General features: G+C 61.5%; 13 protein-coding genes. 6 read left to right on the top strand and 7 right to left on the bottom strand.

Going from position 1 to position 14,512, the window contains the following annotated elements:
- The first annotated feature begins 81 nt into the window (after positions 1-81).
- Positions 82-1,836 carry an acyl-CoA dehydrogenase family protein gene (locus tag PQU94_RS16680; RefSeq protein ID WP_272742567.1) on the top strand — a complete coding sequence of 585 codons (1,755 nt, stop codon included), beginning with the start codon at positions 82-84 and terminating at the stop codon, positions 1,834-1,836.
- 7 nt (positions 1,837-1,843) lie between these two features.
- On the opposite strand, the gene PQU94_RS16685 is transcribed toward PQU94_RS16680, so the two are convergent.
- Positions 1,844-2,716 carry a trypsin-like serine peptidase gene (locus PQU94_RS16685; protein ID WP_272742568.1) on the bottom strand — a complete coding sequence of 291 codons (873 nt, stop codon included), beginning with the start codon at positions 2,714-2,716 and terminating at the stop codon, positions 1,844-1,846.
- A 151-nt stretch (positions 2,717-2,867) separates the two neighbouring features.
- On the opposite strand from PQU94_RS16685, the gene PQU94_RS16690 reads away from it, so the two are divergent.
- Together PQU94_RS16690 and PQU94_RS16695 are read left to right on the top strand one after the other, a co-directional pair.
- A complete protein-coding gene (locus PQU94_RS16690; protein WP_438263749.1) occupies positions 2,868-5,126 on the top strand; it encodes a S9 family peptidase in 2,259 nt (752 codons plus the stop codon).
- Between the two features lie 240 nt (positions 5,127-5,366).
- On the top strand, positions 5,367-5,912 hold the full coding sequence (locus PQU94_RS16695) for a GNAT family N-acetyltransferase (RefSeq protein WP_272742570.1): 546 nt from the start codon (positions 5,367-5,369) through the stop codon (positions 5,910-5,912).
- Between the two features lie 59 nt (positions 5,913-5,971).
- On the opposite strand, the gene PQU94_RS16700 is transcribed toward PQU94_RS16695, so the two are convergent.
- Positions 5,972-6,406 carry a phasin family protein gene (locus PQU94_RS16700; RefSeq protein WP_126423973.1) on the bottom strand — a complete coding sequence of 145 codons (435 nt, stop codon included), beginning with the start codon at positions 6,404-6,406 and terminating at the stop codon, positions 5,972-5,974.
- 391 nt (positions 6,407-6,797) lie between these two features.
- On the opposite strand from PQU94_RS16700, the gene PQU94_RS16705 reads away from it, so the two are divergent.
- Complete coding sequence (locus PQU94_RS16705) at positions 6,798-8,180, top strand: D-alanyl-D-alanine carboxypeptidase (protein WP_272742571.1); 1,383 nt, start codon at positions 6,798-6,800, stop codon at positions 8,178-8,180.
- Positions 8,181-8,200: 20 nt separating this feature from the next.
- Here PQU94_RS16705 and PQU94_RS16710 read toward each other — a convergent pair whose 3' ends face one another.
- Together PQU94_RS16710 and PQU94_RS16715 are read right to left on the bottom strand one after the other, a co-directional pair.
- Positions 8,201-8,641, bottom strand: coding sequence for a J domain-containing protein (locus PQU94_RS16710; RefSeq protein ID WP_272742572.1), 441 nt, complete (start codon positions 8,639-8,641; stop codon positions 8,201-8,203).
- A 27-nt stretch (positions 8,642-8,668) separates the two neighbouring features.
- On the bottom strand, positions 8,669-9,550 hold the full coding sequence (locus PQU94_RS16715; protein WP_272742573.1) for a division plane positioning ATPase MipZ: 882 nt from the start codon (positions 9,548-9,550) through the stop codon (positions 8,669-8,671).
- 151 nt (positions 9,551-9,701) lie between these two features.
- Here PQU94_RS16715 and map point away from each other — a divergent pair, with 151 nt between their 5' ends.
- Both map and radC read left to right on the top strand, forming a co-directional pair.
- Positions 9,702-10,514, top strand: a complete 813-nt coding sequence (gene map, locus PQU94_RS16720; protein WP_272742574.1) for a type I methionyl aminopeptidase — start codon at positions 9,702-9,704, stop codon at positions 10,512-10,514.
- 10 nt (positions 10,515-10,524) lie between these two features.
- Positions 10,525-11,274 carry a RadC family protein gene (gene radC / locus PQU94_RS16725; protein ID WP_272742575.1) on the top strand — a complete coding sequence of 250 codons (750 nt, stop codon included), beginning with the start codon at positions 10,525-10,527 and terminating at the stop codon, positions 11,272-11,274.
- A gap of 170 nt (positions 11,275-11,444) precedes the next feature.
- On the opposite strand, the gene msrQ is transcribed toward radC, so the two are convergent.
- The 3 genes from msrQ to PQU94_RS16740 form a co-directional block, all read right to left on the bottom strand.
- Positions 11,445-12,041, bottom strand: a complete 597-nt coding sequence (gene msrQ / locus PQU94_RS16730; protein WP_272742576.1) for a protein-methionine-sulfoxide reductase heme-binding subunit MsrQ — start codon at positions 12,039-12,041, stop codon at positions 11,445-11,447.
- A complete protein-coding gene (msrP, locus tag PQU94_RS16735) occupies positions 12,041-12,970 on the bottom strand; it encodes a protein-methionine-sulfoxide reductase catalytic subunit MsrP (protein ID WP_272742577.1) in 930 nt (309 codons plus the stop codon). Before msrP ends, msrQ begins: the two co-directional genes overlap by 1 nt.
- A gap of 181 nt (positions 12,971-13,151) precedes the next feature.
- Positions 13,152-14,411 (bottom strand): peptidoglycan-binding domain-containing protein, encoded by a 1,260-nt coding sequence (locus PQU94_RS16740; protein WP_272742578.1) that lies wholly within the window; start codon positions 14,409-14,411, stop codon positions 13,152-13,154.
- Positions 14,412-14,512 lie beyond the last annotated feature (101 nt).

Below are 14,512 nucleotides of genomic sequence, written 5' to 3' on the forward strand. Positions count from 1 at the left end.
AAGTTCACGGAACTGTGAATTTCCCTGCCGCCACGTCATGCGTCATCAGAACATCAGTAGAATAAAAGCTGAGGAAATCCCATGACCTACCGTGCCCCGCTCGCGGATCTCAAGTTCAGCCTGACGGCGGTAACGGGCATTGAGCGCCTGTACCAGAGTTCCGCCTATCCCGATTTCGACGGCGATCTGCTTGACGCGATTCTCGACGCCGCCGGGCAATTGTCCGAAGAGGTGCTGGCCCCGCTCAACCGCGTCGGCGATACGCACGGCGCGAAGCTCGAAAACGATAAGGTCATCGTGGCCCCCGGCTTTGCCGAGGCGGTGTCGGCCTTTGCCGAAGGCGGTTGGGCCGGCTTGGGGGCCCCGGTGGAACACGGCGGTCAGGCCATGCCCAAGGCGCTGGAAATGGCCGCCTATGAGATGTTCCACGCCGCCAATATGGCCTTTGCGCTTTATCCCACCCTGTCGCAGGCGGCCATCGAGGCCCTGCACCACCACGGCACCGAGCGTCAGAAGGCACTCTATCTGCCGCATCTGACCGGCGGGGAATGGTCGGGCACCATGAACCTGACCGAGCCGCAGGCCGGCTCCGATCTGGCGCTTCTGACCAGTCAGGCCGTGCCGGACGGCGACGCCTACCGCCTGACCGGGCAGAAAATCTATATCACCTGGGGCGATCACGAAACGCGCGATAATATCCTGCATCTGGTGCTGGCGCGACTTCCCGGCGCACCTGAAGGGACACGGGGTATATCGCTGTTTTTATGCCCGAAATACCTCGTCAACGACGACGGCTCTCTAGGCGAACGCAATGCCCTGCGCGCCGTCGGGTTGGAGCATAAACTCGGCATCCATGCCTCGCCCACCTGTGTCATGGCCTTTGAGGGGGCGAAGGCCGAACTGGTCGGGCAGCCGCATCAAGGGTTGATGGCCATGTTCACCATGATGAACGCGGCGCGCCTCGCCGTCGGGGTGCAGGGCGTGGGCATTGCCGAACGCGCCTATCAGCAGGCGCTGGCCTATGCGCGCGACCGTCGTCAGGGCAATTCAATCCTCACCGGCGAAAAGAAGGCCCCGATCTTCGACCACCCCGATGTGCGCCTGATGCTGGCCCTGTCCAGAGCGAAGATCGAAGCGGCGCGCGGCCTCTGCCTGCTGACAGCCATGGCCGCTGACGACTACCGCCTGAATGCGGACGCTCGCGTGAAACGCCGTGAGGATTTTCTGGTCCCGGTCGCCAAGGCCTGGGCCACCGATATCGGTGTTGAAGTGGCCTCGACCGGGGTGCAGGTGCATGGCGGCATGGGCTTTATCGAAGAGACCGGCGCGGCCCAGCATTACCGCGACGCGCGCATCGCCCCGATCTACGAAGGGACCAATGGCATTCAGGCTGGCGACCTTGTGGGTCGCAAACTGGGGGACGACGCCGCTTCTGCTATAGAGCTTAAAGAGGACATACAATCCTACATCCAAAATAATAGTTTAAACGATAATTTTAAGAAATCGGTTGAAGCGCTGGAGGCGGCCCTGACGGCCTTTGAAGCCGCCAGTCTGTGGCTGGTGGCGCAGAAAAAGGCCCGACCAGCGGACGTACAGGCCGGGGCGACGGCCTATCTGAAACTGACGGGGGATGTGGTGGGCGGCTACGTCCTGCTGCGCGGCGCGGTCGCAGCCACAGCGCGCCTTGAGGCGAATGAGGGCGATCCGGCATGGCTGAGGGCCAAGGTCGAGCTGTGGGAGCTCTATGCGGCGCATATCCTGTCACATGCGCAGGCGCTGCAAACCGCCATCACGGCCGGAGCCGGACCGCTGGAGGCTTTATCGGAGGGCCTCTAAGCCCGAATCAAGGCTTGCTCTTGCCCTGTCCGGCGGCCGAGGCACCGGACACTTTCGGTGCGCCTTTTTTCGGCAGGATGACCACGGGCGGCGGCGATGCCGATGAGGTGACGCCGGCCTTGACGCCCGGGGCCTGACCGCGGGCCGCAAACAACTGCTCGATGGTCTGGCGCACAAACACCGCGTGGGTGACAAGGCCCAGCTCAAGGCGCTGGGCATTGACCTCGACCTGCTTGGTCAGGATACCGGACACCAGCGTCACCTTCGGCATCTCGGTACCCGGTGCGCGCTCGGTATGTTCGGTCATGAAGACCGGCCCGCCGGAATTACCCGGAATGGCCGTCAGGTCGATCAGGAAGGTCGGGAAGCTGGATACCGGCCCGACCGGATAAGAGGCCAGCCGCCCGGCCCGCAGGATGGGAAAGCCGATCGTATTGGCCGAATAGCCATGCGGATAGCCGAGCGTCATCATCTCGTCGCCCGGTGAGACGTGCAACTGATCGAAGGAGCGCTCGTCGGCCAGCCAGCTCATCGGGATGGCCTTGTCCTTGTAGGACGGCGGCACCTGAACGGGGATGACGGCGATGTCCTGCTTGGGATTTTGCGTCCACATCGGCCCGGAATCGTTGCGGATGGGGATGCGGGTCGGGCTATATTGCCAGGTGCCATTGGCGGCCTTGACGCGCCAGCCGATACGCACTTCGTTCTGCGGCATCCGCTCGAAGACGTGGGCGGCGGTCACAAGCACCACTTCGGGGGCGGCCCCTTCGCGCGGCACAGAGACGAGAAAGCCCGTGCCGACCATACGCTTCTGATCATTGACCGGCTGGTCGATCTGAACGGTGGCTTCGATCAGGTTGAGGGTCAGGTCAGCATCCATATCCTATGTCTTACCCCCCAAATGGGCCAAAACCATGCCCAAAACACAGTCACGAATAAACAAGCCGTAAGTTGACGTCCGTTGGTGGATCGTATCAAGCTCTTACCTGTTCATCCTTGCGTCCCGGACGCAATTTGTCAAAGGTGCCTCCATGAAAAACCACCCGGTTCGTGGCCTTAATCGCCGAAATTTCCTGAATTATAGCGCGGGGGCCACCGTGGCGCTCCACGCCGGTCTGGTGGCTGCCCCTTCCTCCGTCCTTGCCGCAGAGAGTCTGATGTCCAAAACCCCCGCCCCCAAGCCCCTGAAGCAGCCGCATACGATCGAGCAACTGGGCTTCAGGCGCACCGACGACTATTTCTGGATGAAGGATGACAACTGGCAGGCGGTGCTGCGCGATCCCTCCGCCATCAAGGCCGATGTCAAGGCCCAACTGATCGAGGAAAACGCCTATACCAAAGCCCTCCTCAAGCCGACCGAGGCGCTTCAGACGACCATTTTCGAAGAGATCAAGGGCCGCATCAAGGAAGACGATTCGTCGGTACCCGCCCCGGACGGCGTGTGGGAATATTACGTCCGCTACAATATCGGCGGTCAGCATCCGATCAATGCCCGCAAACCGCGCAGCCAGGACAAGATCAGCCGCGAAACCGTGCCCTTCGCCAATATCCCGGCCGATGAGCAGATCCTGCTGGACGAAGACGCCGCCGCCAAGGGCCACGAATATTATGCAACGGCCACCACGACCCACAGCCCCGATCACACGCTCTACGCCTGGGCCGAGGACACGCAGGGCTCTGAGGTCTATAAGATCTACGTCAAAGACCTTGCCACGGGGCAAGTGCTGGGCAAACCGGTCGAAAGCGCCACGGGTGATTTCGTCTTCACGCCGGACTCGCAACATATCTTCTGGACCTTCCGCGACGACAATGGTCGCCCGTCCAAACTCTACCGCCGCCCGGCCAGGGGCGGTGAGGACGTGCTGGTCTATGAGGAAACCGATCCCGGCTTCTTCATGGGCGTTGGCCTGACCTCGGATGAGCAATTCATCCTGATCAGCATCAATGATCACGAAACCTCGGAGGCACGCCTGATCCCGGCCAAAACGCCGACCGCCGCCCCTGTGGTGGTCGAGGCGCGTCACACCGGCGTGCAATACAGCGTCGATCACTGGGACGATCGCTTCGTTATCCTGACCAATGCCGACGGTGCGGTCGATTTCCAGATTATGACTTCAAGCGCGGCGGTCCCGGCGCGCTCAACATGGAAGCCGTGGATCGCGCACCGTCCGGGCATCTACGTCACCGGTTTTGGCCTGTTCAAAGGTCACATGGTGCGTACCGAGCGCGAAAACGCCAATTCGCGCATCGTCATCACCAGAAAGGCCGACCTCAGCGAGCATGAGATCGCGGTGAAGGAAGAGGCCTATGCGCTGGGGCTGGGCGGATCGCTGGAATACGACACGACGGTGATGCGCTACACCTATACCTCCCCCACCACGCCGGCACAGACCTACGACTACGATATGACGACCAAGGAACGGGTGCTGCGCAAGACGCAAGTCGTGCCGTCGGGCCACAACCCCGCCGACTATGTTGCCAAGCGTCTATACGCCAAGGCGTCGGACGGGGCAGAGGTGCCGGTGACGGTGCTGATGAAAAAGGATACCAAGCTGGACGGCTCAGCGCCCCTGCTGCTCTACGGCTACGGCTCCTACGGCATTTCGATGGAACCGACCTTCTCGGTTTCAACCCTCAGCCTCGTCAATCGCGGCTTTATCTACGCCATTGCGCACATTCGCGGTGGCACGGAAAAGGGCTACAACTGGTTCCTCGATGGCCGAAAGTTCAAGAAAAAGAACACCTTTACCGATTTTATTGCCGCGGCGGAGCATCTGATCGCCAAGGGCTATGGCACCAAGGGCCGCATCGTGGCGCAGGGCGGCTCGGCCGGCGGTATGCTGATGGGGGCCATTACCAATCTGCGTCCGGACCTGTGGGGCGGCGTGATCGGTCAGGTGCCGTTCGTCGATGTGCTCAACACCATGAGCGACACCTCCCTGCCGCTCACGCCGCCCGAATGGCCGGAATGGGGTAACCCGCTGGAAGACAAGGCGGCTTATGAATATATCGCCTCCTATTCCCCCTATGACAATGTGACGGCCAAGGCCTATCCGCCGGTTCTGGCCACAGGCGGCCTGTCCGATCCGCGCGTCACCTACTGGGAGCCGATGAAGTGGGCCTCCAAGCTGCGCGAATACACCACATCGGGGTCGCCGATCCTGCTCAAGATCAATATGGAGGCCGGGCACGGCGGGGCGTCGGGGCGTTTTGATCGCCTGAAGGAAACCGCGCTCAACTACGCCTTCGCCATCTGGGCGCTGGACAAGGGCTGGACCAAACCTGCGTAAATTTGCTCTCCTCCCTGCGGCTTTGCTGTGGGGAGGTGGCATTTGAGCGATAGCGAAAATGACGGAGGGGGATACCTCCGAAGGCGTTGCAGACTCAGTCCCTGAACCAGATATCTCGTCAGATATCGCGTTTGAGGAAAGGCCTGAGTCATCGCCCTCCGTCAATCCGCTTCGCGTCCTGACACCTCCCCATGCCTTCGGCACAGGGAGGAGAAACCGACTGTTCTGTTAGAGCTTCCCATGCCCGAAATCCGTAAGGTTCAGGTCACCGACTTCGCCGCCATAGCCGAAATCTATAAGGACGGGGTGCTGAACGGCACCGGCACCTTCGACATCGTACCGCCGGGCGAAGACGCCATGCGGGCGCGCTGGCAGGAATTGCGGGACATGAACCTACCCTATCTGGTGGCCACCGAAGACGACCGCGTCATCGGCTATGCCTATGCCTCGCCGTTTCGGGCACGCATCGCCTATCGCTACGGTGTGGAGGACAGCATCTATGTCCACCCGGCGCACAAGGGCAAGGGCGTGGGCAAGGCCCTGCTCAGCGCCCTGATGGCGGCCTCCACCGAGGCCGGTTTCTACGCCATGTACGCCGTAATCGGTGACGCCGAAAACACGGGCTCGATCCGCCTGCATGAACAGGCAGGCTTCGAACACACGGGCAAATTGCCGAAGGCTGGCTATAAGTTCGACCGCTGGCTGGATGTGATTTTCATGAGCAAGCCTCTGCGCCCGACCGATGGCCCGGCGCAGGGCATGGGCTGGGCGGCCAACGAGGTTTAGCAACAAAAAATCCCCGCAGTTGCCTGCGGGGATTGATCTTTTTCAGACCGTACCGTCGATTAACGGTAGGACTGGAACTTTTCGACGGTCGCCGTCATGCGCGCGTTCAGCGGCTTGAAGGTGTCCTTGAACGAGGCCGACAGGGTCTCGGTCAGGGCGTTCATTTCCGACACATAGGCTTCGAGCGCCGACTTGGCGTAAGACGACTGAAGCTCGATCACTTCCTGCACCGACTTGGCCGAAGACAGGGTCTTGGCAGCCGTAACGGCCTCTTCCCAGCTCTTCTTGGTGTAGGCCGCGGCTTGCGCGCCGACCGTTTCCGCGCCCTTGGTGGCGGCGGTCAGGCTTTCGACGACGGCCTCAACATTGGCCTTCGACAGGGTGTTGACTTCGTTCAGGGCACCGAGCGTCTTTTCGACGCCGTCCTTGAACGCTTGGTTGGAAGCGGCGGTCACTTTTTCGACGGTCGCCTTGTAGGTTTCGGTATCCACCATGGCATTATCTCCACTCAGGTTAGGCGGGGTGTCCGCAAACCGGGCTGAACACGTCCGCTGGTGTGAAAGCGTCGCCCGTGATAAGCCTGTGTATAACGCAAGCGCAGCATGGCGTCAATAATTATTGTGCAGCGCACAAAACCTAACGCGATTGTGATAGGCTTTCCTCACCCCTCAGACGAATCCGGGCGCATTTTGGCCAAAAATGACCGCTTGTGTAAGAAGCTGGTAAGGAAATCGGGCGCTCTGATTAAGGATGAATGAATTGAGGCTGACAGACCTGCCCTTTCATGGTCTTATACCTCTTTCCGGTCAGGCGGCCTCTTGCGGCGTTTTGTCGCCGTTCAGTCAGTAGCAGCGTAAAAGCGGGATCATACGAATGCGTCAACAGATGTCTCACACGACCCAGACACGACACACGGCCAGGGTCGCGGCGAAAGAGATCAAACTCAGGGCCATGCTGGCGACGACCGCCGCCGCTCTGGCGCTGATCGGCGTACTGAGCGTAACGCCCGCCCGCGCGCAGGACCCGGCCGCCAGCGACCGCTATGCCGCTATCGTCGTTGATGCGCAATCGGGCGAAGTCTTTTACGCCATGCGCGCCGATTCGCCGCGCTACCCTGCCTCCCTGACCAAGATCATGACGCTGTACATGGCGTTCGAGGAAATGGCGCAGGGTCGTCTCAAGCCCGATGACGTCATCACCCTCTCCGCTCACGCCGCGTCCATGCCGCCCACCAAGTCGGGCCTGAAAGCCGGTGACACCATCACGGTCGATATGGCCATGCGCCTGATCGCCGCCTATTCCGCCAACGATCTGGCCGCCGCTCTGGGTGAGCATATCGGCGGCTCGGAGCAGCGCTTCGCCGCCCTGATGACCGTCAAGGCGCAGGAACTGGGCATGACGCGTTCCAACTTCGTCAACGCCTCGGGCCTGCCCGATTCGCGTCAGGTCTCCTCGGCGCGTGACTTTGCGGTTCTGGCGCGCGCCGTCATGCGCGACTTCCCGCAATATTACGAGTATTTCCACGTGCGGTCGGTGCAGTTTAACGGCCGCACCTATTCGAACCACAATCCGCTTCTGGCCTATCCGGGCGTCGATGGCATGAAGACCGGCTTTATCAATGCCGCCGGCTACAACCTCGTCGCCTCGCAACGCAAGGGCAATCATCGCCTGATCGCCGTCATGCTGGGCGGCTCGGACAAGGCGCAGCGCCGCGAACACGTCACCACGCTGATGAATACCGGCTTCGATGTCTTTGCCCGCCGCGACAAGGGCGAACAGATCGTCGTGGCCCAGAACGAATTCCGCAGCGCCATCGCCCCGAAATATCAGGTGGTGGGTGATTCCACCGCCTTGATGGCCGCCCTGGATGCGCAGGATGACGAGGACGGCACCACGGTGCAGCGCCTGTCTGGCACCGCCAAGGCCCCTGCCGTGGTCGCCGCGCTCAGTAAGGCCGAAAAGGCCGCCGAGGACAAGGCTGCGGCCAAAAAGACATCGAGCACCGCCGCCGCGAAGAAAAAGAAAAAAGACCCGGACGCCATCTGGGCGGTGCAGGTCGGGGCCTTCAAGCAGAAGTCGCTGGCCGCCGACTGGGCCAAGGAAATCAAGAAGCGCTTCCCGACGCTCAAAGGGTTTGAAACCGACGTGTCGGAAAACGACGCCGGTCGCTATCGCACGCGCTTTATCGACATGACCAAGGCCGAGGCGCAAAAGGCCTGCAAGGCCATCGAGGCCAAGCGTCTCGATTGCATGGTGGTGAAGTCGTAAGGTTGACCGCTGTGCTGAAGCTATTTTCGCTTCAATAACGTATCCCGCGCGGCGTTGAGCTTCGCCGCCAGCGCATCTGAGCCGCCCTGATCCGGGTGTGCCGCCTTCATGCGCTGTTTCCACGCCTTGACGATGGCGCGGCGATCCGCCCCGACCTCCAGCCCCAGCGTGCGATAGGCCTCGATCTCGGCGCTGGTCCAGGCACTCGCCGGTTTGGGCTCAGGCCGATAGCGCGCACCACCGGCCATGGCCAGAGCGACAGACACCAGCACACTGGCCAGAATGTATTGTCCTCGCGCCACGCAGATGACGCCCGCCATGGCCACGGCCACGGCCGATACGGCGGTCAGGGCGCGTCTTTGGCGAATCCACGGGCCGGGTTTGAGCTTCCCCAGGCGCGACTGGCGGCCGACCCAAACGAGCAGGGCAAAGGCAGCAGCAGCGGCAATAATCAGATACACGGGCGCGCTTTCCGGACGGAGGCGAAATTACTCCGCCGCTTCGAAATCGTCCTCGTCCGTTTCTAGCTGAGGCCCCAGTTCCGTCAACTGTTCCGACACCGCCGCCTCGTTTTCGAGATCGAGCGCCAGCATGACGGCACGGATTTCGGCGCGCGCCGACACGTGGGCCATGGACACGGCCACCGGCTTGATCTCCTCGCTGAGGTCGAGCACCGTTAACCCAAATGGGAACAGTTCACGGTACAGCACGCGGTCGCGCAGGCCCGCCGCGACGCGAAAGCCGATCCGCTTGCCCAGCGCCTGAAGCCGGTCGTCGATACGCTTGGCATTACGCGCCTGATTGGTGGCCAGACGGTTACGCAGCACGATCCAGTCGATGGTCTTGCCGTCCCAGGTGGCGCGCACCTTGCGCGAATTCCACACGGTTTCGGCATAAATGGACGGGCGTTTGACGTCGAGCGTCACCGGATCGACCTGCCCCAGCAGATCAAAGTCGATAAAGCTGTCGTTCATCGGCGTGATGATGACGTGCGCCACCGCGTGGGCACGGCGGGACAAAAAGCTGTCGCCGCCCGGCGTGTCGATGATCACATAGTCGGCCACGTCGATCGCTTCGCCGAGCGCGCGGTCAAAGGCGGCCTTGGCCTCGGAATCCGGCACCTTGACCAGCTCGGCCGGGTTTTTGTGCAGGAAGGGCTCGACGGCGTGTGGCAGGATTTTTTCATTGGCCGCCGCCCACTTTTTACGGTTCTCGAAAAAGTGCGCCAGCGAGCGCTGCCGCAGGTCAAGGTCGATGATGGCGACGCGCTTGCCCTGATGCAGCAAGGCCGCCGCGACGTGCATGGCGACGGTGGACTTCCCCGCCCCGCCCTTTTCGTTGCCAAAAACCAGAATACGCGCGTTCGACATGACCCTACTCCACAGCCCGAATCAGCACCCGATCCGGACTCCTTATCTTGGGCCACTCGCATCAGACGTCAATAATCGGTTAACGATTTAACGGGGACAGAACCGTCCGCAGAGCCTAGCCATTTGCGGACACAGGGACTATATTGCCGTCATGACCACAGATAGCGATTACATCACCCGCACCGACCGTATCAAAATCCACGGGCTCGAAGGCTTCGAAGGTATGCGCCGCGCCGGCAAGGTGGCCGCCGACTGCCTCGACATGCTGATCCCTTACGTGGTGCCGGGCGTGAAGACCTCCTATCTGGATGATCTGGCACGGGAATTTATCTTCGATCACGGCGCGCTGCCGGCCTGCGTCTTCTATCGCGGCTACATGCACACCGTGTGTATTTCGCCCAACCACGTCGTCTGTCACGGCATCCCGTCCGAAGCCAAGACGCTGAAGGACGGCGATATCGTCAATATTGACGTGACCGCCATTATCGACGGTTGGCATGGCGATACCTCGCGCATGTATGAGGTCGGCAACGTCAATGCCAAGGCCCGGCGTCTGGTCGATGTGACCTATGAGTCCCTGCATCTGGGTCTGGCGCAGATCAAGCCCGGCAACACCTTCGGCGACATCGCCCACGCCATTCAGACATACGCCGAAGCCCAGCGGTGCAGCGTGGTGCGCGATTTCTGCGGCCACGGTCTGGGGCAGGTCTTCCACGACAACCCCAATGTCCTGCACTTTGGCCGCGCGGGTACCGGCCCGGTGCTGGAAGAAGGTATGTTCTTCACGGTCGAGCCGATGATCAATCTCGGCCGCCCGGAAGTGAAGGTGCTCAATGACGGCTGGACCGCCGTGACGCGCGACAAGTCGCTGACGGCGCAGTGCGAGCACAGCATCGGCGTGACCAAGGACGGGCTGGAAATCTTCACTGCCTCGGACAAGTTCCGCCCGCAGCCGGTGACCTGAGATAGCGGACATGGCTGAGGGGGAGCCACCGACAAGCGAAACCATCCTGCCCGACCCCGCCTTGCCTGAGCATGGCGGCCACAGACAGCGGCTGCGCGATCGGGCGCGGCGCGGCGGGACGTCGGTCCTGCCCGATTACGAGGTGCTGGAGCTGTTTTTGTTTCGCTCCATTCCCCAGCGTGACGTTAAACCGCTGGCCAAGGCGCTGTTGAGTCGCTTCGGCAGCCTGTCCGCCGTGCTGTCGGCCCCGCTTGAGGACATGCTTCAGGTGTCGGCGCTCGACAACAAGGGCCGGGCGTTGAAGATGACGCCGGACATCGCGCTCGATCTGCAACTGATGTTCGAAGCGACACGCCGCCTGATGGCCGAGCCGCTGAAACGCTCAACGGTTATTTCAAGCTGGCAGGCGCTGCTGTCCTATCTGCGCGTGACGCTCGCCCACGAGCCGCGCGAGCAGTTCCGCCTGCTGTTCCTAGACAAGAAGAACCAACTCATTGCCGATGAGATCATGAACTACGGCACGGTCGATCACGCTCCGGCCTATCCGCGCGAAATCATGCGCCGAGCGCTGGAGCTGTCGGCCTCATCGGTGATTTTGGTCCACAACCACCCTTCCGGTGACCCCATGCCGTCGCAGGGCGATATCGACATGACCAAGGCCATTATCGCCGCCGGGAAACCGCTGAAAATCGCCATCCACGACCACCTGATCGTCGGCCGCGAAGGCGTACTGAGCATGAAACAGGTCGGCGCCATTTGATCTTTTAGCCACGAAAAACACGAAACGAAGTTCGGCGCAGACAAAGCACCCCATTGATGGCTTGAGCCTTGCGCGAAGCGCTTGTTGCAATACCTGCAACAAGCCTTGAGAAGGCTTTTCGAGCACGGCTATTTTCAGCGCTCCGTTCGTGCTTTTCCTGTTTTTGGTGGCTAAACCTTCTTCCTCGCCCACTCCCAGACGCGCCAGCCCAGCAGGACCGCGATGATCGCCGCATAGACCAGCGGCATCGACTTGTCGGCCTTGACCAGCAGGAAATAGTGCAAGGCCCCCAGCGGCACGGTCACATAGATCAGCCGGTGGAGATTCCGCCACACCACCCCGCCCAGCCGCCGGATGGCCGCATTGAACGAGGTCAGCGCCAGCGGGATCAGCAGCACAAAGGCCGCCATGCCAAAGGTGATATAGGGTCGCTTGAGGATATCTGACCAGATCTGCGCCCAGTCGAAATACTGATCAATCACCACATAGCTCAGCAGGTGCAGCGTCACATAGCCAAAGGCAAACAGGCCGATGGGCCGCCGCCAGCGGATCAGCCGTCCCTGCCGAAACAGGCGCGCTAATGGCGTCAGGGCCAGACCCAACACCAGAAGCCGCAACCCCCATACCCCCAGTTGCCGCACCACCGTTTCAACCGGATTAACCCCCAGATCATTATGGAAAAACCGCCACAGCAGCCACAGCACCGGCAACAGGCACAGGGCGCAGATCAGGGCGATATCCAGCGTAAACCCGCGCTTCGCTTTCATCAGTAGTACTTTTTCAGGTCCATGCCGGCATAGAGGTGCGCGACATTTTCGGCATAGCCGTTGAACATCAGGGTCGGGCGGCGCTTGAATTCCCCAATGCGGCGCTCCGTGGCCTGCGACCAGCGCGGATGATCCACCTGCGGGTTCACATTGGAATAAAAGCCGTACTCGTTCGGCGCATACCGGTTCCACGAGGTCGGCGGCTCGCGCGTGGTGAAGGAAATCCGCACGATGGATTTGATGGATTTAAACCCGTACTTCCACGGCACAACCAGCCGGATCGGCGCGCCGTTCTGATTGGGAAGGAGGTCGCCATAAAGACCGACGGCCAGCAGGGCCAGCGGATTCATCGCCTCATCCATGCGCAGCCCCTCGACATAGGGCCATTGCAGGATTCGATCGGACACACCGCGCATTTCCTTGGGCCGCAGCGCCGTCTCAAAGGCCACATATTTAGCCTTCGACAAGGGCTCGGCCCGCTTGATAACCTCGGCCAGCGGAATGCCGATCCACGGAATGACCATCGACCAGCCTTCGACGCAACGCAGACGATATATGCGCTCCTCCAGCGCGCCCTTCAGCAGGGTTTCGATATCGACCGTCTGGGGTTTGGCGCAGTCGCCATCGAGCTTGACCGTCCACGGCCGCGTGGTCAGGGCCGAGGCGTATTTAACCGGCTCCAGCTTATCGGTGCCGAACTCATAGAAGTTGTTGTAGCCCGTCACGGCTTCGAGGTCGGTCGGCGTCTCATTGGTCCAGAAGGTACGTTTGGCATTCAGCTTGCCCGTCACCTGCGCGGCTTGCGCCCCCGCCCCGGCCAGCCCCAGGCCGAAGCCGATCCCCGCCGCCATGATCTCGCGCCGCCGTATATAGACCTCCTTGGGGGTGACGTCGTTGTCGGTCAGGTCGGGGGTGTGGCGGATCAACATGGGCAGTCTCCGTGAGTTCTACCAAGGTCATTGAAAATAGCACTCGGTATGCTGTTCGCGGCCGGATGCGATCCGCATCTTGGGCTGCTGGCATTACTCAGGACTATACGCAGAAACCGGCCATTTGGTGACACGCTAAATGCAAAAAAGGCCGGTGCCCCCTGCACCGGCCCTCCCCAACCTAATGTATCTTCACACCGAGGGCCTCAGCCGCCTCGACCGAAATCTGGCCTTGCGGCAGGCCCTGATCGGCCTGAAACTTCTGCATGGCCGCCACGGTCTTCGTCCCCAGCGTGCCATCGACCGGACCGGGATCATAGCCGCGCTGTTTCAGCGCCATCTGTATGGCCTTGACCTTGTCCGGCGTGGTGTTGCGTTCGCACAGAACCTCGCGCCACACGGGTTCGGGCGCCTTGACGACGCGCGTCTTTTCGACATTGCGGTATTCGGGTTCGATCCGGCGCGTCTCGGTACGGGCAGGAGACAGAATTTCTTTATATTTTTCGGTGCGATACGTGGCCGCGACCGGCTCCTCGATCACCTTTCCTTCGCGCTCGATGATGACGCGTTCGACCTTTTCGATCTTCGGCTTGACCCAGACCCGTCGCACCGTCGCAGGTGCCACCTCGACAAGGCGCTCTACGCGCCTGTATTCCGCCGGCACCTCTTTCAGGCACCACACGGTCTGGGCCGAGCCTTTTTGCAGATATTCCGTCGTCTCCGGCCCGCCCTGAATCACCACCGGGTCCTTGCCGGGCCAGGTCAGCATACCGTCGGCGCGATAACGCACCGGCTGATGATCGCCGGGCGTCACCAGAGCCGCCCCCGTGGCAATGCCTTCCGAGCGCACCCATTCCTGACGCGCCGGGCGCACCATGACGCTTTCGACGCGCTTTTCATAAACGGGCGGCACCGGCTCCTCGGACCAGTACCCTTCCTGAACCACACGGTCTTCGACCACGGTGCGCGTGACCGGTTTGATCACCTCACGCCGGACGTATGCAGGCTTATCCACCACCTGACGTTCGGCCCAGCGCCACTTTTCTTCCACCGTATAGGTTTCAAAGCGTTCGGGCTTGACGATCTCCCGCTCGGTATAGGCTTCCAGAACCGGAGCCTTCATCAGGCGCGTGTAGCACTGATTGGGCCGCGCCTCTTTAACCACCGAAGCCGGCAGGTCCGGATGATCGCCCGCCACCGCCCCGGCCGGGCAATCGCCCGGGCGGGCTGACGGACTGACGACCGGCGCCTTGGCTTCCCCCATATAGACGCCCTGCGCCCCCGAAGCCCCATAAGCGGACGGGGTGTCCTTCAGGACCGAACCCGAAACCGGTTTCACCACGGGCCGGGTCGCGGCTTCGCCCGCCACGGCCCCTGCGGCGCACGCCACAACCGCCAGCGCCAGCAACGACGCACCGGTGTTCAGCGTCCAGTTCCTCATCTCAGCCACCTCACAGACAAATCAGTCGCCGGAACCTTAACGCCTTATTAACCCTCACGCCAACCCAACTCGCGCCTTTCGGGTAAAATTAAACGCAATCA

The organism is Asticcacaulis currens (assembly GCF_028550395.1).
Classification (GTDB): Bacteria; Pseudomonadota; Alphaproteobacteria; order Caulobacterales; family Caulobacteraceae; genus Asticcacaulis; species Asticcacaulis currens.